We start from the raw sequence: 20,089 nt of genomic DNA, 5'->3' as shown, positions 1-20,089 counted from the left end.
CTCGCAGTTGTCGATGACGAACACGCAGTGCACGAGCAGCCAGCCGGCGGCCGGGTCGCGCACGACCGCATCGGCGCGGCCGTCCCGGTCGGCCTGCAGCAGATCGACGATCTGCGCCGGACCGGCGACGGCATTGCTGCGCACGACCGTGCGCGCGCCGCGTTCGTCGACGAGCACGTAGTCGCCGTTCGCATCGCGCACGAGCATGCGGTCGAGCCGCTCGACGCCGAAGCGCTCGCTGTCGATCCACGCGTCGTCGCGCAGCGTGCCGAGGCTGCGCCAGCCGCCGAGCGACACGTCGTAGAGTTCGCGATCGCCGGTGCCGGCGTTGCGCCGCACCGGCGCCGACAGCGTCACGTCGATCGTCGCGATGCCCGGCCGGAACACGACGATGGCCTGCGGCGGCGAGCCGCCGCGCTGGTGGAAGCCGTCGCCGGCATACTCGGCTTCGAGTTCGTAGCGGCCGGCATTGACGAAGAAACCCTGCGGCGGTGCGCTCAGCGTCGCGAGTCCGCCCTGCAGCGGCGCGCGCCCGAGTTCGCGGCGTCCCGTGGCCGTGCGTGCGAAGAACGCGACCTCGCCGCCCGGCACGCGTGTGTTGTCGCCCGACACTTCGGCCTGCAATGCAACGGCTTCCATTACCGGCTGCGGCGTCGCCAGCGGCGCCAGCTTCACGCGTGTCGGAATGGCCGCCGCCAGCGGCGTGCAGCGCGAGAATTCCGACGTGTTGCCGCGCGCGTCGGTCGCCGTCGCGCTGACCGCGTCGCCGGCCCTAAGGCCCGTCGGCGGCGGCGTCGGAAAGCGGCTCGCGAACGTCGCGCGGCCGTTGCCGTCGGTCTGCACGTCGATTGCGCCGAGCAGGAAATCGGCTGCACCGTAGCCGCTCGCGTGGCAGCTCGTGCCGAGCGAAAAGTCGATCGTGTACGTCTCGTTCGGCGCGGCGTCGAGCGTGCCTTCCACGCCGCCGGCCGTGCTCGTTGCAGAGATCTCGGGCTTGTTCTGCAGCGCGTTCGCGCCCGTGTCCGCATCGAGCGGATCGTTCTCGAGCGGCGCGAACTGATTCGACACGTCGAGCCCGATCATCGGATAGGCCACGTCGAAGATCAGATTGCGACTCAGCCGGTTGCCCGTGCCGGCGGCGCTCGGCGGCGATTCGAGTCCGTCGCCGAGCAGGATGCCGGCATTCGCGCGCGCGATCGTATTGTCGCCGACGACGTTGTCGAACGCGCCTTTGCTCAGGCGCACGGCGATGTCGACATAGGCATCCGGACCGCCCCAGATGTCGCGGCCGAACACATTGCGCACGATCTGATTGCCGCGCGTCGGATTGGTTGCGCCGAGCAGGCGCACCGCGTTGCGGCCGATGTTCGCGAAGCGGTTGTCGGCGATTACCGAATCGCGCAGACCGAAGAAGCTCTGCTGCACGGTCGGCGAATACGTGTTCTGCAGATGGGGCGCGACGCCGACGCCGATCGTTCCGGCGAGCAGGCCGTCGTGCGGGATCAGGCTGTCGAGCGACGCGATGCCCTGCAGGTCCATGCCGAACCAGTTGTGGCGCACGGCGTGGTTGGCACCGTCCATCATCACGGCCGTCGTCGTGCCGTAGATCACGTTGCCGTCGGACGGAGCGCTACCGCCGATCACGATGCCGTCGGCGCAGACCGCGCCGATACCGATGCCCGAATAGCGATCCGGCACGCCGTCCGCGCGCAGGCCGATGTAGTTCGCCGACGCGCGCACGTTGCCGGCCATGATCAGCAGCGCCGGCGAGCCCGGCGCGCCGCCGACGAAAGCGAGCCCGGTGACGCTGCTGCCCTCGGAACCGCGCGAGAACATCAGCGCATATTCCGCGTTGTGATCGGTCGCGATCTCGATCATCAGCCGGCCGTTGCCGGTCGACGTCGGCGCACTCGCGCCGGCCTGCGAAAAACCGCGCACGAGCACCGGTGCACTGAACTCCGGCAGCGAGGATTGCAGCGCGATCTGCCACGGCCCCGCGCCGAACGCGTTCGTGTCGATCGCGAAATCGATCGTGCTGCGATCGGCGTTCGCGTTGGCGAGCGTGACCGCATCGCGCAGCGTGCCCGGACCGCTGTCGGCCGTGCTCGTCACGACGAAACGGCTTTGCGCGTGCGCTGCGCACGACAGCGCAAGAAACAACGTGATGGATAAAGTTACGAAGCGCCTTGCAGACCAAGCCGAAGCCATGAAACCACTCCCGAGCCGCGACAGGGATGGCGGCTGCGGTCATGGATACGCAGGCCGGGACGAGAAACCCCAAATCTGCTGCGGCCGCGCAGGTTGCGGCTCGCCGGCAATCTACGAAGAGGCCGGTTCGCCCGCTCTGCGGTTTTCCTTTCGGCGCACGTAGAGCTGCTTCCTTACCCGCGCGATGAGCTCGCCGCCCGCGGTCTTCACGTCGGTATCGAACCAGCGCAGGCATTTCTCGCCGTTCGCCGTTGCGGCGCGCAGTTCGTCGAGGACGCCGTCCTCGACGACGAATTCCGCATAGACGTCTTCGCGGCCGGGGGCGATGAAGTCGATCGTCGCGGCCTTGTCCCAGACGATGTAGTCACGGCCGAGGCATTCCATCACGAGGATCATCCAGAACGGATCGGTCATCGAGAACAGGCTGCCGCCGAAGTGCGTTTTTACATAATTGCGGTTGTACCAGGCGAGCTTCAGGCGCACGCGCGCGCGGCGCCAGTCGGGCGAGACGGATTCGACGCGGATGCCGCTGAACAGGAACGGCGGCCAGAGATTCATGAAGCGGCGCAGGCGCGCCGGTGTGGGCTTCATATGCGGCTCAGAACAGCACGGCCGACATCTTGCGGCGATAGGCGCCGACGAGGTCGGCGTCGTCGAGCACATTGAACGCGGCGATCAGGCGCTTCTTCGCCTGGCCGTCCTGCCAGTCGCGGCGCGTCTTGAGCACGTGCAGGAACTGATCGAGGCCGGCCGCGGATTCGCCGGCGAGCAGCAGGCGGATGCCGAGCAGGTCGCGCGCGGCGAAGTCGTCGGCGTCGCGGTCGACCCGCGCGACGAGTTCGGCCAGCGGCGGCGCGCCGTCGAGCGCGCGCGCGAAATCGAGCTGGCTGCGCAGGCGCTTGGCCTTGTCGTCGGTCGCGAACTTCGGCGGCAGCGCGTCGAGTTCGGCCTCGGCCGCATCGGCGTTGCCGGCCTGCATCAGCGCGAGCGCGAGGTCGAGCTTGAGTTCGGGCTGATCCGGATTCGCCGCGATTTCCTGCTGCAGGCGGTTGATCGTCTCGACCGGCGTCTCGTCGGCGTAAATATCTTCGGGTTCGGGTGCCGCGCCCGGCGCGATGCCGTGCTTGCCGAGGAATTCGCGCACGGCGGATTCCGGCAGCGCGCCCATGAAGCCGTCGATCATCTGGCCGTCCTTGACCAGCACGACGGTCGGCAGCGAGCGGATGCCGAAGATCGCGGCGAGCTGCATCTCGGCTTCGGTGTCGACCTTGGCGAGACGGAATGCGCCGGCGTAGTCGTCGGCGAGCTTCTCGAGCACGGGCTTGAGCTGCCGGCACGGCGCGCACCACTCGGCCCAGAAGTCGATGAGCACGGGCGTCTGCAGCGAGGCCTTGATGACCTCGTTCTCGAAATTGGCTTGGGTGGCGTCGAAGACGTGGGCGGACTCGGCCATGGCGGGCTCCTTGAAAGATCGTCGCGATGTAGGTGCGCGAGGGTAAGCGATCAAGGCTAAAAACCGGGAATCGGGAATCGTCGAGGCGGAGCAAGAGCGCGTCCGCACGCGGCGCGCTGCGCTGCGACTCCCGGTTCTCCATTCCCGATTCCCGCGCGCCGTGAGGCCGCGCGTCGCACGGCCTCACGGCGTGCGATAGACCACGCCGTCCTTCATGACAAAACTGACCTTCTTCATCACGCCGATGTCCTCGAGCGGATTGCCGGGAACCGCGACGACGTCGGCGAACTTGCCGGCGCTCAGGCTGCCCAGATCCTCGCTGACGCCGAGCAGCTCGGCGGCGTGCGTGGTCGCGGCCTGCAGGGTGAACATCGGCGGCATGCCGGCTTCGACCATCAGTTCGAACTCGCGCGCGTTCTGGCCGTGGGGAAACACGCCGGCATCGGTGCCGAACGCGATCCGGACGCCGGCCTTGTAGGCCGCGCCGGCGGTGCTCTTGATCTTCGGGCCGATCGCGAGCGCCTTGGGCCGCACGATCTCGGGGTAGTAGGTCGGTTCGGCGGTCGCCTTCTCGGAGACGAAGGTGCCGGCGATGATCGTCGGCACGTACCAGGTGCCGTGCTTCTTCATGAGCGGATAGAGCTCGGCGTCCATCTGCGTGCCGTGCTCGATCGAGGTCACGCCGCCGACGATCGCGCGGCGCATGCCTTCCTTGCCGTGCGCGTGCGCGGCGACGGTGAAGCCGTAGTCCTTCGCCGTGTCGACGATCGCCTTGATCTCATCGACCGTGTACTGCGGGTTGTCGCCGCTCTTGGCATACGAGAGCACGCCGCCGGTCGCGGTGATCTTGATGAGATCCGCGCCGTCCTTGTAGTGCTGGCGCACGGCCTTGCGCGCGTCGTCGACGTTGTTGACGACGCCGTCCTCGGGACCGGGGTCCGGGATCAGTCCGCGACGCGCACCGTTGCTCGGGTCGGCGTGGCCGCCGGTCGTCGCGATCGACTTGCCGGCGGTATAGACGCGCGGGCCCTTGAGCATGCCCTGGTTGACCGCGTTGCGCAGCGAGACCGAGACGCCGCCGCCGCGCTCGCCGAGATCGCGCACGGTCGTGAAGCCGGCCATCAGCGTGCGCTCGGCGAATACCGCGCCCTTGAACGCGATGTCCGCATCGTTGAGGCGGAAGCCTTCCGAATACGAATCGCGGCTGGTCTCCGACGTCAGGTGCGTGTGCATGTCCATGAGACCCGGCAGGCAGGTGCTGCCGGGCGGCAGGTCGATCGCGCGCGCGCCGCCGGGTGTCGTCGTGCCCGCGGCGACCTCGCGGATGCGGTTGCCGGCGATGACGACCGTCGACGCGCCGAGCAGCTTGCCCGTGGCCGTGTCGACGAGCGCGGGGCAGTGCAGTGCGGTGACGGTGTCGGCGGCCGCGGCCGGCAGGGCCGTGGCCAGTGCGAGACACAGCGCAAGACGCAGGGGGGAACACGGCAGCGCGCGCATGAGAGGCTTCCTGTAGTGGTTGTCCCGAAATTGGCCGTGCCGGCGCATTCTCGGGCCGGCGAGTCCGGCGCAGCGGCGGACTCGCCGCGCAACGGACACGAAAGCCCGATCATAGCCAGCGGCGAATGGATGGCCTGTGTCGTTCGGCAGGGGGCAGGCTTGGCGGGGTTGCTGCGCTGCGGTAGTCTGCGGCGACTCTTCCCTGACCTGCTCCGCGGTTATCGCCGCGCGGCCGCCATTTCCCTCATGCACGAAACCTACGATCCCGCAGCGGTCGAAGCCGCGGCGCAGAAATTCTGGAACGACACGCGCGCCTTCGAAGTGAAGGAAGTCGCCGGCAAGCCCAAGTTCTACTGTCTGTCCATGCTGCCGTACCCGTCGGGCGCGCTGCACATGGGCCATGTGCGCAACTACACGATCGGCGACGTCATCAGCCGCTATCAGCGCATGCAGGGCCGCAACGTGCTGCAGCCCATGGGGTGGGATGCCTTCGGCCTGCCGGCCGAGAACGCGGCGATCAAGAACAACACCGCGCCGGCGAAGTGGACCTACGCCAACATCGAACACATGAAGGCGCAGCTCAACCGCATGGGCTTCGCCTACGACTGGTCGCGCGAGGTCGCGACCTGCAAGCCCGACTACTACCGCTGGGAACAGCAGATGTTCACGCGGTTGTTCCGGCAGGGGATGGTCTACCGCAGGATGAGCGTCGTGAACTGGGATCCGGTCGACCAGACCGTGCTCGCGAACGAACAGGTCATCGACGGCCGCGGCTGGCGCTCCGGCGCCATCGTGGAAAAGCGTGAAATTCCACAATGGTTTCTCAAGATCACGGCCTATGCCGAGGAATTGCTGACCGAACTCGACAGCCTTCCGGGTTGGCCCGACGCGGTCAAGACGATGCAGCGCAACTGGATCGGCCGCTCGGAAGGGCTGCAGATCCCGTTCGGCATCGAAGGCGGCGAGGGCACGCTCGACGTGTTCACGACGCGGCCGGACACGCTGATGGGCGTGACCTTCGTGTCGATCGCGGCGGAACATCCGATCGCGCTCGCCGCGGCGAAGGACAATCCGGATCTCGCCGCGTTCATCGAGGAATGCCGCCACGGCGGCACGGCCGAGGCCGATCTCGAGACGCAGGAAAAGAAGGGCGTCTTCACCGGCGTCTATGCGCTGCATCCGGTCACCGGCGAGCGTCTGCCGGTCTGGGCGGCCAATTTCGTATTGATGGGCTACGGCACCGGCGCGGTCATGGCGGTGCCGGGACACGATGAGCGCGACTGGGAGTTCGCGCACGCGTACCACCTGCCGATCAAGCTCGTGATCGTCAACGAAGACGTGCGCGACGCGATCCTCGAACTCAAGCGCGACGTCGCCGCCGGCGGCGATGCGATGAACACGGCGCTCGGCGCAGGCGCCCCGCGCGACGTATACGAGCCGACCGCGGCCGTGCAGATGATCGAGGAGTTCCAGCAGCGCGTGCTCGAGGACGGCGCCTACACCGAGCGCGGCTATCTCGTGAACTCGGGCGAATACGACGGCATGGACTACGCGCAGGCGTTCGCCGCGCTCGCCGGACGTTTCGGCGAGTCCTCGCGCCGCGTGAACTATCGCCTGCGCGACTGGGGCGTCAGCCGCCAGCGCTACTGGGGCTGCCCGATCCCGATCATCTACTGCAAGACCTGCGACGCGGTGCCGGTGCCCGACGAGCAGCTCCCCGTCGTGCTGCCCGAGGACGTCGCGTTCAGCGGCGTGCAGTCGCCGATCAAGGCCGATCCGGAATGGCGCCGCTGCGTCTGTCCGCAGTGCGGCGGTCCGGCCGAGCGCGAGACCGACACGTTCGACACCTTCATGGAATCGAGCTGGTACTACGCGCGCTATACCTCGCCGGGCGCGAGCGGGCAGGTCGACGAGCGCGCGAACTACTGGCTGCCGGTCGACCAGTACATCGGCGGCATCGAGCACGCGATCCTGCATCTGCTGTATTTCCGCTTCTATCACAAGCTCATGCGCGACGCCGGCATGGTCGCGTCGAACGAACCGGCGACGAACCTGCTGTGCCAGGGCATGGTCGTGGCCGAGACTTTCTTCCGCCGCGAGAGCGACGGCTCGACGACCTGGTTCAATCCGGCCGACGTGCAGATCCAGCGCGACGAGCGCGCGCGCATCGTCGGCGCGTTCGGAAACGACGGCGAGCCGGTCTCGATCGGCGGCATCGAGAAGATGTCGAAGTCGAAGAACAACGGCGTCGATCCGCAGGCCATGGTCGACAGCTACGGCGCTGATACGGTGCGCCTGTTCTCGATGTTCGCCTCGCCGCCGGACATGTCGCTGGAATGGAACGAGTCGGGCGTCGACGGCATGGCGCGCTTCCTGCGCCGCGTCTGGGCGCAGGTGCACAGGCACGTCGGCGCCGCGCCGGTCGCGCAGTCGCAGGCTGCGGCGGCACAGCTGCGCCGCGGCGAGATCGCGCTGACGCCGGAGCAGAAGGCGATCCGCCGCAAGCTCCACGAGACGATCGCGAAAGTCTCCGACGACATCGGCCGCCGCCACGCGTTCAACACGGCGATCGCCGCGGTCATGGAACTGCTGAACGCGCTCGCGAAGTTCGACGACGCGTCGCCGGCCGCCGACGCGGTGCGCCAGGAAGCGTGGGAAACCGTGACGCTGCTGCTCAACCCGATCACGCCGCACGTCTGCCACGCGCTGTGGCAGGCGCTCGGTTACGGCGAGAGTCTGATCGAAGACCGTTCGTGGCCGCTGGCCGACGCCGAGGCGCTCAAAAAAGACGCGCTCGTGCTCGCGGTGCAGGTCAACGGCAAGCTGCGCGGTCAGATCGACGTGGCCGTCGACGCGAGCAGGGAAACCTGCGAGCAGCAGGCGCTCGCCGATCCGGCAGTGGCACGCTTCCTCGAGGGGCTCGCGGTGAAGAAAGTCATCGTCGTGCCGGGCAAGATCGTCAACATCGTGGCGGGCTGACATGCGCACCATCTGGCGGACCATCGTGGTAACGGCGGCGCTCGCGCTCGCCGGTTGCGGCTTCCATCTGCGCGAACAGGCGCAGCTGCCCGACAGCCTGAAGCGGCTGCGCCTGGAGGTTGCCGATCCGGGCAGCCTGCTCGTGCGCGATCTGCCCGATGCGCTCGAACGCGCCGGCGCGACGGTCGAGACGGCCGCCGGTGCCGGCGTGGCGACGCTGCGCATTCCGGTCAGCTCGCTCGCGCCCGAAGCGTTGTCGGTCGGCGCGACGGCGCGCGTGCGCGAATACACCATGCGCTACAAAGTGGACATTGAAGCCGTCGACGCGGCCGGCGGCGTCGTGCTGCCGCGCCAGACCATCGAACTCACGCGCGACTACACCTTCGACGAAACCCAGGCCGTCGGCGTGGCCGCGCAGGAAGACGAGCTGAAGAAACAGCTGCAGCGCGACATGGTGCAGGCCATCCTGCGCCGCCTCGCGGCGCTCGGCGGCCGGCCGGGCTGACGCTGCCGCGTCGATGAGCCTCAGTCTGTCGCAGCTGCGCCAGCATCTGGCCGGCGACGCGCTGAAGCCGGTCTATTTCCTGGCCGGCGAAGAGCATCTGCTGCTGATCGAAGCGAGCGATGCGCTGCGCGCGCGGGCGCGCGAACTCGGCTATCTGGAACGCGACATCCTCGATGCCGAGAGCGGCTTCGACTGGGACGACCTCGCGCGTGCCGCAAGCGGCATGTCGCTGTTCGCCTCGCGCAAGCTCATCGACCTGCGCGTACCGACGGGCAAGCCGAACAAGGACGGTGCCGCGGCGATCATCGAGTATTGCGAGCGCCCGCCGCCGGACACGGTGCTGCTGATCACCGCGACGCAGTGGAGCAAACAGCATCACGCCGCCTGGGTCGACAGCGTCGAATCGATCGGCGTGTTCGTGCCGATCGCGCCGCTGCGGCCCGACGACCTGCCGAGCTGGATAGGCCAGCGCATGGCGAGCCGCGGCGTGAAAGCCGCGCGCGACGCGATCGACGTGCTGGTCGAACGCAGCGAAGGCAATCTGCTCGCGGCGGCGCAGGAGATCGACAAGCTCGCGCTGCTCGCCGGCGACCGCGTGCTCGACGCGGCCACGCTCGAGGATCTCGTCGCCGACAGCGCGCGCTACGACGCGTTCAAGCTGACCGACGCGGCGCTCGCCGGCGACGCGCCGCGCGCGCTGCGCATCGCTGCGGGCCTGCGCGCCGAAGGCGAGCAGGTGCCGGCGCTGATGGGGCTGTTGCTGTATCAGCTGCAACTGCTCGTGCGGCTGGCCGCGGCGCCGAATCCGGCGCAGGCGTTCCGCAGCGAACGCATCTATCCGGCGCGCGAGGCGATCTATCGCAAGGCGCTGCAGCGCGGCGGTCTCGGACACTGGGAGCGCTGCCTCGCGCAGGCCGCGCGCATCGACCGGATCAGCAAGGGACGCGGCGCCGGCGACGCCTGGGTCGAACTCGAACGGCTGCTCGCCGCCATGGCGGTGCCGCGCAGCGCGCATCTCTTGACCGGCGCCTGAGATGCCGCGGCGACCGCTCGCGCTGTTCGGCGGCACCTTCGACCCGGTTCACTACGGCCACCTGCGCGCGGCCTGGGAAGCGGCCGAGCAGCTCGACGCCGACGTGCGCCTGCTGCCGGCCAACGTGCCGCCGCACCGGCCGCAGCCGGTGCTTTCCGCCGACCAGCGCGTCGAACTGCTGCGGCTCGCGCTGGCCGGGCAGGAGCGCCTGCAGCTCGATACGCGCGAACTCGATCGCGACGGCCCGTCCTATACCGTCGATACCTTGCAGGAACTGCGCGCCGAGATCGGTGCGGACAGACCGCTCGTTCTGCTCGTCGGCGCCGACGCATTCGCCGGCCTGCCGACCTGGAACCGCTGGCTGCGGCTGTTCGACCTCGCGCACGTCGGCGTGCTCGACCGGCCCGGCCCGGCGCGCGAACGGCCGGCCGACCTGCTGCGCCAGATCGAGGAGCGCCGCTGCGCCGTCGACGGCGCGTGGCGCGACCGCGGTGCCGGCTGCATCCTGTCGCTCGGGGTGACCGGCCTCGACATTTCCGCGACCGCAATCCGCGCCGAACTCGAGGCCGGACGCGATCCGCGTTACCTGGTGCCGGATGCTGTGCGCGAGGCCATTCGGGAGCGGGGGTGGTATCGAACGCAGTGAGCAGTCGGAGGGGTGGGAAACGAGCAGCAGGGGCGCCGGTCCCAGCACTCACTTCTCACTTCTCTCTACGCATCTCCTGCTCCTCCCGCCCCCCTTCCTCCACGTGGCGGAGCCTCCCGTATACTGTGGCCTCCGATTTCCCCGAGGTAGCGCACGCTTGGCCACGACCAAAACGCCGAAGTCTTCGACTGCGTCCGAATCCAAACCCCGTTCCCGCGCTGCCGCGCCGGCCGCCCGCAAGGCCGCCGCAGCGAAAAAGTCGCCGGCTGCGAAAAAGGCCGTGGCGACGAAGAAGCCCTCCGCCGGCGCGAGCGCACCGAAGTCGGCGGCGAGCAAGCCGGGCAAGGCCGTTCTCGCCAATCGCGCCGCGGCCAAGCGGGCCGCGGACGCGAAGGCTTCGGCCAAGCCGGCGGCGAAGAAGCCGCGCAAGGTTGCCGGAGAGGTCGCCGCGCCGCCGCAGCACAAGCCACGCAAAGCCGGCGCCAAGGTCGCGGTGCCGACGGACATCGTCGAACGGCTGCGGCTCGAAGTGCGTCGCGCACTCGAAGAGCTGAAGGCCAAGGACGTCGTCGAACTCGATGTGCGCGGCAAGACCTCGATCGCCGATTTCATCGTCATCGCGAGCGGCACGTCGACGCGTCATGTGAAATCCGTCTCCGACGAAGTCGTCAAGTATGCGAAGAAGGCCGGCATGATGCCGCTCGGCGTCGAAGGCCAGCGCGAGGCGGAGTGGGTGCTCGTCGATCTCGGCGACATCATCGTCCACGTCATGCTGCCGCGCGTGCGCGAGTTCTATGGACTCGAACGTCTCTGGTCGGTCGGCGGCGACGCCGATGCCGAGGCGGCCTACGGCTGACGGCGCCGTCGCGGAAGCGGCCGGCGCATGCGCGCGCGTCTGATCTCCGTCGGCGAACGCATGCCGGCCTGGGTCGCCGACGGCTTTGCGGAATACACCAAGCGGCTGTCGCGCGAACTGCCGCTCGAACTGGTCGAACTGAAGCTCGGCGATCGCGGCAAGGGCCGCGATCTCGGCCGCGCGCTCGACGATGAAGGCGCGGCCATGCTCGCAGCGATTCCGCGCGGCACGCACGTCGTCGCGCTCGACGGTCGCGGCAAGGTCTGGTCGAGCGAGGATCTCGCGGCGCAGCTCGCGAACTGGCGCATGGCCGGCCGCGATCTCGCGTTCCTGATCGGTGGTCCCGACGGCCTCGCGGCACCGGCACTCGCGCGCGCCGATCAGCGCTGGTCGCTCGGTGCGTTGACCTTGCCGCACATGCTGGTCCGGCTGATCCTGGCCGAACAGCTCTATCGCGCCGTCAGTCTGCTCGGCAATCATCCCTACCACCGTGCCTGATCCTTGCGCCTGACCGGAGTGCTCCGATGCTCTATCTCGCTTCGCAATCGCCGCGCCGGCGCCAGTTGCTCGAACAGCTCGGCCTGCGCTTCGCGGTGCTCGACGTCGACGTGCCGGAGGTTCATCGCGAGAACGAGCCGCCCGAGGACTACGTGAGCCGCGTCGCGCGCGAGAAGGCCGGAGCCGGCCTGCTGCAGGTTGCCGGCGTCGCCGGCGCCATCGTGCTCGGCGCCGACACCGAAGTCGTGCTCGACGACGAGGTGTTCGGCAAGCCCGCCGATGCGGCCGCGGCGGCGGCGATGCTGCGCCGCCTGCAGGGGCGCCGCCATCGCGTGATCTCGACGGTCTGGCTGCTCAGCGCCGGTCGCGAGGAGCACGCGACGTCGCTGTCGGAAGTCAGCTTCGCGCCCATGGATGAGGCTGCCATTGCCGCCTATGTCGCGAGCGGCGAACCCTATGGCCGTGCCGGGGCGTACGCGATTCAGGGCCTGGCCGCGGCGCACATCGATCATCTGTCGGGCAGCTTCAGCGGCGTTATGGGACTGCCGCTCCACGAGACTGCGCAGCTCCTGCGTCATTTCGGTCATCCCGTGTAGCGCGCGTCGCTGCATCGCGACCGCCGCATCGACAAGTTCACGAGGCGGCGGCTATAACCGGGAACGTCGTCGGCCCGCCGGCCCCGATTCCTGAAGGTCCCTGCACTAGGCGCGGTTCAGCCGCCCGCTGACAAGGTAGTTCGGTGAGCGAAGAAATCCTGATCAACGTGACGCCGCGCGAGACGCGCGTGGCCGTCGTCGAAAACGGCATGCTGCAGGAAGTGCACATCGAACGTGCGCAGCGCCGCGGCTATGTCGGCAATATCTACAAAGGCAAGGTCAGCCGCGTCATGCCCGGCATGCAGGCGGCGTTCGTCGAGATCGGCCTGGAGCGCGCGGCGTTCCTGCATGCGTCGGACATCGTGCGCGCCGCACCGTCGCTGGTCGGCGACGCGACCGAAGGCGGCACGCCGAGCGGCCCGACGCCGCCGATCCTCGATCTCGTGCGCGAAGGCCATGAACTCGTCGTACAAGTGGTCAAGGATCCGATCGGCAGCAAGGGCGCGCGCCTGACCACGCATCTGTCGATTCCGTCGCGCTACCTCGTGCTGCTGCCGTATTCGCGCATGGTCGGCGTGTCGGTGCGCATCGAGGACGAGGCCGAGCGCGCGCGATTGAAGGAAAGCCTGCAGCAGCTCGGCCGCGACGGCACGCTCGGTTTCATCGTCCGCACGAACGCCGAAGGTCAGACCCACGAAGCGCTGGCCGAGGACGTCGATTACCTCGGCCGTCTCTGGCAGGCGGTGCAGGAAGGCATCAGCCAGGCGCGCGTCGGTACGCGCATCTACGAAGACCTGCCGCTGAGCCTGCGCGCGCTGCGCGACCTCATGCGCCGCGACATCGAGAAGGTCCGCGTCGATTCGCGCGAGACCTACGACAAGATCCACAGTTTCACCCAGCAGTTCATGCCCGATCTCGTCGAGCGCATCGAGCACTATCCCGGCGAGCGGCCGATCTTCGATCTCTACGGCGTCGAAGACGAAATCCAGCGCGCGCTGCGCAAGGAAGTGCCGCTGAAATCCGGCGGCTATCTGATCGTCGACCAGACCGAGGCGATGACGACGGTCGACGTGAACACCGGCGCGTTCCTCGGCCACCGCAATCTCGAGGAGACCGTCTACCGGACCAACCTCGAAGCGGCTCAGGCGGCAGCGCGGCAGCTGCGCCTGCGCAATCTCGGCGGCATCATCATCATCGATTTCATCGACATGACCGACGAGGAGCACAAGCGTCAGGTGCTGCGCACGCTGGAAAAGGCGCTCGCGCGCGACCACGCCAAGACCACGGTCTACGACATGTCGCCGCTGGGCCTCGTCGAGATGACGCGCAAGCGCACGACCGAGAGCCTCGAACGCCAGCTCTGCGAGCCGTGCCCCGAATGCGGCGGCCGCGGCAGCCTGAAGACCGCCGAGACGGTCACCTACGAAATCTTCCGCGAGATCACGCGCGCCGTGCGCCAGTTCGATGCGGAAAAACTGCTCGTGCTGGCCGCGCCCAAAGTGGTCAGCCGCATCCTCGAAGAGGAATCGGCCGCGGTCGCCGAACTCGAGGAATTCATTCGCAAGACCATCCGCTTCCAGCCCGAGGAGCACTATTCGCAGGAGCAGTTCGATGTGGTCCTGCTCTGAGCGCTACCGTTCCGGCGCGGTAGCCCGCCCGTGACACCCTGGCGCCGCCGCCTGCGTCGCGCGCGCATCGCGCTGACCCTGGGCCTGGCCTGCCTCGTGATTCTCGCGGCCGTGTTCGTCGGACTGCTGCGCCTGCTGCTGCCGCAGGTCGGCCTGCACAAGGCGCGCGTCGAGGCGCTGCTGTCGGATCAGCTGCAGCGCCCGGTCAGCATCGATCAGGTACAGGGCTACTGGGGCGAGGGCGGACCGCTGCTGCGGCTCGACGGCGTGCATGTCGCGTCGGCCGACGTGAACGTACCGCCGCTCGTGATTCCGCAGGCGGAACTCGGTATCGATCTCGGCGCCTGGCTCGGCCGCACGCGGCGCTGGAGCGAATTCCGCATCGCCGGCATCAATGTCGACCTCGTGCGCCGCGACGACGGCAGCTGGCAGATGTCGGGGCTCGTCGCCGGCGACGGCGGCAGCAGCGACAGTCCGCTGCTCGCGCTCGGCGCGGTCGTGCTGCGCGACGCGCGCATCCGCGTCGTCGATGCGGCGCAGGGCATCGACGCTGCCGTGCGCATCAACGAACTGCGCCTGCTCAACGAAGACGGGCGTCACCGCGTGCTCGCGGTGCTGCGCCGCGATGCGCCGCAGAGCAAGCCGCTGCAGTTCGTCGCCGAACTCGATGCGGAGCTGCGCAGCGGCAACGTCTATCTCGGCGGCGACTCGCTCGATCTCGCCGCGCTCGCGCAGGGATTCAGCTGGCAGGGGCGCAGCCTGCGCACGGGCAGTGGAAAACTACAGATGTGGGCGCGCCTGCGCGATGCCGCGCCCGTTTCGATCCATGCCGCCGTCGATGTCGGCGGCATCGAGGCGGCGCCTCCGGCGGACGCCGCCAACGGCGCGAAGACGCTGTCGCTTGCGCAACTGCGCGGCGTGGCGCGCTGGACGCGCGACACCGGCGGCTGGACGTTCGATCTCGCCGACTTCCACGCGGCCCGCGCCGGCACGAATCCGATCGCCACCGCGCTGACGCTGCGCCGGGAAGGCGAGAGCTATGCGCTGTCGGCACCGCAGGTCGATCTCGCGAGCATCGCGGCGCTGCTGCCGTTCTCGCCGGAGCGTGCGACCGACTGGCCGGCGCGCGCGGCGCTGCAGGGCCAACTGCGCGGGGTCTCGCTGCGCTACGCCGGCCGCGACGATTTCGACGTGAGCGCGGTGCTCGACGGATTGAGTTTTTTACCTGTGGACAAAGTCCCCGGGTTCACGGCGCTGCACGGCGAGCTCTACGGCGACGCCGCGGCGCTCGTGCTCGATCTTCCGGCGCAGAGTTCCACGCTGAACTACGCGCGCAAGTTCCGCCAGCCGCTCGCGCTGCAGCGTCTGGCCGGCCGCATCGCCGCGTTCCGGCTCGACGAGGGCGGCTGGCGCGTCGAGACCGACGCGCTGGACGTCGACGCGCCCGGCGTGTCGACGCAACTGCGCGGCAGCGTCGAACTCCGGCCCGACGGCGGCAAGCCGCTGCTCGATCTCTATGCTGTCGTGCTGCCCAGCGACGTACCGGCCGCCAAGCAGTTCTGGCCGATCGGCGACATGTCGCAGAAGGCCATGGACTGGCTCGACCGCGGACTCGTCGCGGGCACGATCGACGGCGGGCGCGCCGCGATCCACTGCGACCTCGACGACTGGCCGATCCGCGATTACTCGGGCCAGTTCAAGGCGCGCGCCGAAATCAGCGGGCTCACGCTCGACTACAACCCCGCGTGGCCGCGCGCCGAGGGCGTCAGCGTCGTCGCGGAATTTCTCAATTCGAGCATGCACGCGGAAACCGAAGGCGGCCGCGTGCTCGGCACCACCGCGAAACGCGCCGTTGCCGACATTCCCTCGTTCAAGGATGCCGTGCTCTCGCTCGATGTCGAAGGCGAGGGGGCCGGCCCCGACCTGCTCGCCGTCATCAACGCATCGCCGCTCGGCACGCGCTTCGCGAAGGAACTCAAGGGGTTGGAGATCGGCGGCATGGCCGACGTGAAATTCCATCTCGACCTGCCGTTCGCGCCGGACATCGGGAGCACGGTCAAGGGCGAGATCGCCCTGAGCGATGCGGCCATCGTCGCGAAGAAATGGGACACGGATTTCGCGCACGCGAGCGGCAAGATCTTCTTCACGAACACCGGCATGCGCGCCGGTCCGCTCGCGCTGCAGAAGGCCGGCCATCCGGCCGCGTTCTCGCTCGCGCTCGGCGACGACGTTGCCGACCGCACGAACGCCGTGGAAGCGCGCCTCGAAGGCCATCTGCCGATGGAGCTCGTGTTCAAGGGCGCGACCGTACTCGAGCCGTGGTGGCCGCGTTTCTCGGGGCGTTCGGATTGGACGATCACCCTCGCCGTGCCGCGCGCCGACACACCGGCGCAGCTGACCTTGCGCTCGGAACTGCGCGGCACCGCGATCGATCTGCCGGCGCCGCTCGACAAACCCGCCGGCGACGCGATGCCGCTGGAAGTGCGGCTGAACCTGCCGATGGAAGGCAGCCCGCTGTCGGTCGCGATTGCCGACGTGCTGCAGATGCGCGCGCGACTGCCGGATGCGCAGCGGGAATTCGCCGGCGCGATCGCACTCGGCAACACGCCGCCCGAGCAGATTCCCGACGCGGGCCTGACCGTGGTCGGGCGTGGCCGCCGCCTCGACCTGTCGGGCTGGGCCGGCGTCGGCGTCGGCGCGGGTGCGGGCCCGAGCCTGCTGCGTTCGGTCGACCTGCGCGCCGACAGGGCGCTGATCGGCGTGCGCGAGTTCGCCGACCTCGGCCTCGTGCTCGCGCGGCAGCCGGATCAGGTCGGCATCAGCTTCAGCGGCGCGCAATTGCAGGGCACGCTGCAGATTCCCACCGTGGATCTGTTGAAGCGCGGGATTACCGCGCAATTTGAACATTTGCACTGGCCGGATCCGCCGCGTCCGGCCGGGGCGCCGCCGGACGACACCGATCCGCTCGACGGCGTCGTGCCGTCGGCGATTCCGCCGCTGCATCTGTGGATCGGCGATTTCCGGCTGGGCAGCGCGAATCTCGGCGAAACCCGGCTCGAATCGCTGCCGAACGCCGAGGGCATGCGCATCGAGCAGTTCGAGACGCATTCCGACGACATGGAAATGCACGTGCGCGGCCAGTGGAGCGGTGACGGCAAGCGGCATCGCTCGGACGTCGATCTCGACCTGACCTCGGAAAATCTCGGCCGCATGCTCGCCGCGCTCGGCTTCGCCGGATTGTTCGACGGCGGCCAGACGCTCGCTCATGTCGACGCCTACTGGAACGGCTCGCCCGCATCGTTCGCGCTGTCGCGGCTCGAAGGCAAGCTCAAGCTCTCCGTCAACGCCGGCCGTATCCTCGACGTCGAGCCCGGCATGGGACGGCTGTTCGGCCTGTTCTCGGTGCGCGAGATTCCGCGCCGGCTTGCGCTCGATTTCGGCGACTTTTTCCGCACCGGCATGAGCTTCACGTCGATCAACGGCGAATTCCGGCTTGGCGACGGCAATGCGCAGACCGAGAACCTGCACATCGCGAGCCCCGCAGCCGACATCCGTATCCGCGGACGCACCGGGCTCAAGGCCCGCGACTACGATCAGCAGATGGTCGTCACGCCGCGCGTCGGCGGCGCGCTGACCGTCGTCGGCGCACTCGCCGGAGGCCCCGCCGGCGCGGCGGCCGGCCTTGCGGTGCAGACCTTGTTCAACAAGGCGATCAATCAGGTCACGACCGCGAAGTACCACGTGACCGGAAGCTGGGAAAAGCCCGAGATCACGCTGGTTTCGCGCGAGGGCGGGCGCCAGCGCAGTGCGCAGCGCGAGGGCGTGACGCCTGTACAAGCGCCGCCGGTTCCGGGCGAAGCGCACTCGACCGAACCGTCGCCGCCAGTCGATTCTCCACCGGTCGAGCCCCCGCTGGTCGAGTCTCCGCCCGAGCCGCCGCCGGCCGATCGCGACGGGAATCGGCGATAGGAACACGTTACCTGCATTCACCCGCCGGAGCGGGCGCGACCGTGCTTGCCTGCGCTCGCCTTGTGGCCTACCGTTCCGGCCCTTATCTCCCGCGCAATGCCTCAGCTGGAATTCCGATGAACTCGATGATCGCGCAAGCGAGCGAACGCCTGTTGCGCCCCGGCGGCCTTTCCACGAACGAACTCGAACGCGTGTTCGCGCGGCTCATGGGACCCGGCGTCGACGCGGCCGATCTGTATTTCCAGCATGCGCGCTCCGAGCACTGGGTGCTCGAGGACGGCATCGTCAAGGAAGGCAATCATTCGATCGAGCAGGGCGTCGGCGTCCGTGCGCTGGCCGGCGAGAAGACCGGCTTCGCGTATTCCGACGAGATCGTGCTGCCGCAGCTGCTCGAAGCCGCCGGCGCCGCGCGCGCCGTGGCCAAGGCCGGCGCGAACGGCGTCGGCCGGCCGCTCGCGATCAGCAACGGCCGCGCGCTGTATCGTCCGATCGATCCGATCGACAGTCTCGACAGCGCCGGCAAGATCGCGCTGCTGCGCGAGATCGACGGGTTCGCGCGCGCGCTCGATCCGCGCGTGACGCAGGTCATCGTCAGCGTCGCCGCCGGCATCGACACCGTGCTCGTCGCGGCGGCGGACGGCACGCTCGCGGCCGACGTGCGGCCGCTGGTGCGCTTCAACGTGCAGGTCATCGCCGAGCAGAACGGCCGCCGCGAGACCGGCAGCTCCGGCGGCGGCGGGCGCTACGACTACGCCGAGCTGCTCGCGAACGGCCGCGCGCAGGCCTGGGCACGCGAGGCCGTGCGGCTTGCGCTCGTGAATCTCGACGCCGTCGACGCGCCGGCCGGCAGCATGCCGGTCGTGCTCGGCCCGGGCTGGCCCGGCGTGCTGCTGCACGAGGCCGTCGGCCACGGCCTCGAAGGCGATTTCAACCGCAAGGGCACCTCGGCATTCTCCGGCCGCATGGGCCAGCGCGTGGCCGCGCCCGGCGTCACCGTCGTGGACGACGGTACTTTGCAGGGAAGGCGCGGTTCTCTCAATGTGGACGACGAGGGCGTGCCGACCGAGTCCACCGTGCTGATCGAGGACGGCATCCTGCGCGGCTACATGCAGGACAAGCTCAATGCGCGGCTCATGGGCACGCGCTCGACCGGCAACGGCCGCCGCGAATCGTTCGCGCACCTGCCGATGCCGCGCATGACGAACACCTACATGCTCGGCGGTTCGCACGATCCGGCGGAAATCATCGCCTCGGTCAAGCGCGGCCTCTATGCGGTCAATTTCGGCGGCGGCCAGGTCGACATCACGAACGGCCGCTTCACGTTCTCGGCGAGCGAGGCCTACCTGATCGAGGACGGAAAGATCACGCGACCGGTCAAGGGCGCGACGCTGGTCGGGTCCGGTCCCGACGTCATGAATCGCATCAGCATGATCGGCAACGACCTGCGCCTCGACGAAGGCGTCGGCGTCTGCGGCAAGGACGGCCAGAGCGTGCCGGTCGGCGTCGGCCAGCCGAGCCTCAAGATCGACGGCATCACCGTCGGCGGAACGGCGGCGTGACCGCTGCGCGCTACTCGTCGCTGTCGTCGGCCGGAGTTCCGCCTTCGAACAGCGCGCGCAGCTCGCGGAACAGCTCGCGGAACGCGTGCGGCGGCCGGTTGTCGTGGCGCTCGGTGCGCGCCTGGCGTGCGAGCTGGCGCAGATGCTGGCGATCGGCCGAGGGGAACTGGCGCAGCAGTTCGGTCAGTGCTTCGTCGCCCTCGTCGATCAGCCGGTCGCGCCATTCTTCGAGCCGATGCAGCTCGGCGGTCTCGCGCCGTGCGAGCTGGCGGTCGTGGTCCAGCTGCGCACGGATCGCCGGGAGTTCGTCCTCGCGCCGGCGCATGATCTTGGCGAGAAACTGGATCTGGCGCTTGCGCGCGATCTGCTGCGTGATGCGGCGGGCCTTCTCGACTTCGTCGAGCAGATCTTCATCGAGCGCGAGATGGCCGAGCTGCGCGTCGGTCAGCGCGACGAGGCGCTCGGCCAGTTCGAACACGGCCAGCGCGTCGCGGCGCCGCTGGCTGCGGCTCGGCGAATCGTCGCCGTCGTCTTCGGGTAATTCGTCGTCGTGGTCGCGCATGACGTGGTGCAGTGTCGGCAAAGAAGGAAAGGATAGGCTGTGAGTGCAGAGATCGCCAACAAGGACGCCAGTCTCGCCGAGCTCGACCGGCTCGCGGAAG

Annotated in this window: 14 protein-coding genes and 1 pseudogene; 10 read left to right on the top strand and 5 right to left on the bottom strand. The window is 68.9% G+C overall.

Going from position 1 to position 20,089, the window contains the following annotated elements:
* From VLF18_RS06800 to VLF18_RS06785, 4 genes are all read right to left on the bottom strand, one after another.
* On the bottom strand, positions 1–2,112 hold a 2,112-nt coding region (locus VLF18_RS06800; RefSeq protein WP_325278862.1), incomplete at its 3' end, for a hypothetical protein.
* 207 nt (positions 2,113–2,319) lie between these two features.
* Positions 2,320–2,799 (bottom strand): DUF4442 domain-containing protein, encoded by a 480-nt coding sequence (locus VLF18_RS06795; RefSeq protein ID WP_325278861.1) that lies wholly within the window; start codon positions 2,797–2,799, stop codon positions 2,320–2,322.
* Between the two features lie 7 nt (positions 2,800–2,806).
* Positions 2,807–3,661: a thioredoxin gene (gene trxA / locus VLF18_RS06790; protein WP_414717193.1), complete on the bottom strand. Its 855-nt coding sequence runs from the start codon at positions 3,659–3,661 to the stop codon at positions 2,807–2,809.
* A 183-nt stretch (positions 3,662–3,844) separates the two neighbouring features.
* The gene (locus tag VLF18_RS06785; protein WP_325278860.1) at positions 3,845–5,158 is read right to left on the bottom strand and encodes an amidohydrolase family protein; all 1,314 of its coding nucleotides are present in this window, start codon (positions 5,156–5,158) and stop codon (positions 3,845–3,847) included.
* Between the two features lie 246 nt (positions 5,159–5,404).
* Between VLF18_RS06785 and leuS the strand changes: the two genes are divergently transcribed.
* The 10 genes and pseudogenes from leuS to tldD all read left to right on the top strand — a co-directional run bounded on the left by leuS (position 5,405) and on the right by tldD (position 19,427).
* Positions 5,405–8,137, top strand: a complete 2,733-nt coding sequence (gene leuS / locus VLF18_RS23130) for a leucine--tRNA ligase (RefSeq protein ID WP_414717192.1) — start codon at positions 5,405–5,407, stop codon at positions 8,135–8,137.
* 1 nt (position 8,138) lies between these two features.
* Positions 8,139–8,642 carry an LPS assembly lipoprotein LptE gene (lptE, locus tag VLF18_RS06770; protein WP_325278859.1) on the top strand — a complete coding sequence of 168 codons (504 nt, stop codon included), beginning with the start codon at positions 8,139–8,141 and terminating at the stop codon, positions 8,640–8,642.
* A 13-nt stretch (positions 8,643–8,655) separates the two neighbouring features.
* Positions 8,656–9,675, top strand: coding sequence for a DNA polymerase III subunit delta (holA, locus tag VLF18_RS06765; RefSeq protein ID WP_325278858.1), 1,020 nt, complete (start codon positions 8,656–8,658; stop codon positions 9,673–9,675).
* Between the two features lies 1 nt (position 9,676).
* A complete protein-coding gene (gene nadD / locus VLF18_RS06760) occupies positions 9,677–10,321 on the top strand; it encodes a nicotinate-nucleotide adenylyltransferase (RefSeq protein ID WP_325278857.1) in 645 nt (214 codons plus the stop codon).
* A gap of 523 nt (positions 10,322–10,844) precedes the next feature.
* Positions 10,845–11,177 (top strand): annotated as a pseudogene (gene rsfS, locus VLF18_RS06755) (ribosome silencing factor); the annotation flags it as partial.
* A gap of 27 nt (positions 11,178–11,204) precedes the next feature.
* Positions 11,205–11,675, top strand: a complete 471-nt coding sequence (rlmH, locus tag VLF18_RS06750; protein ID WP_325278856.1) for a 23S rRNA (pseudouridine(1915)-N(3))-methyltransferase RlmH — start codon at positions 11,205–11,207, stop codon at positions 11,673–11,675.
* A gap of 26 nt (positions 11,676–11,701) precedes the next feature.
* Positions 11,702–12,271: a Maf family protein gene (locus VLF18_RS06745; RefSeq protein ID WP_325278855.1), complete on the top strand. Its 570-nt coding sequence runs from the start codon at positions 11,702–11,704 to the stop codon at positions 12,269–12,271.
* Positions 12,272–12,414: 143 nt separating this feature from the next.
* Positions 12,415–13,899 carry a ribonuclease G gene (gene rng, locus VLF18_RS06740; RefSeq protein ID WP_325278854.1) on the top strand — a complete coding sequence of 495 codons (1,485 nt, stop codon included), beginning with the start codon at positions 12,415–12,417 and terminating at the stop codon, positions 13,897–13,899.
* Positions 13,900–13,929: 30 nt separating this feature from the next.
* Positions 13,930–17,868 carry a YhdP family protein gene (locus VLF18_RS06735; protein ID WP_325278853.1) on the top strand — a complete coding sequence of 1,313 codons (3,939 nt, stop codon included), beginning with the start codon at positions 13,930–13,932 and terminating at the stop codon, positions 17,866–17,868.
* Between the two features lie 116 nt (positions 17,869–17,984).
* The gene (gene tldD / locus VLF18_RS06730; protein ID WP_325278852.1) at positions 17,985–19,427 is read left to right on the top strand and encodes a metalloprotease TldD; all 1,443 of its coding nucleotides are present in this window, start codon (positions 17,985–17,987) and stop codon (positions 19,425–19,427) included.
* A 10-nt stretch (positions 19,428–19,437) separates the two neighbouring features.
* Here the strand turns inward: tldD and yjgA are convergent, their stop codons facing one another.
* Positions 19,438–19,989, bottom strand: coding sequence for a ribosome biogenesis factor YjgA (gene yjgA / locus VLF18_RS06725; protein WP_325278851.1), 552 nt, complete (start codon positions 19,987–19,989; stop codon positions 19,438–19,440).
* Positions 19,990–20,089 lie beyond the last annotated feature (100 nt).

It is taken from the genome of Tahibacter sp. (genome assembly GCF_035481375.1).
In the GTDB taxonomy this organism is placed as follows: Bacteria; Pseudomonadota; Gammaproteobacteria; order Xanthomonadales; family Rhodanobacteraceae; genus Tahibacter.
Note: the sequence above shows the minus strand (reverse complement) of the source record. Positions and strands in the feature narration are given on the sequence as shown.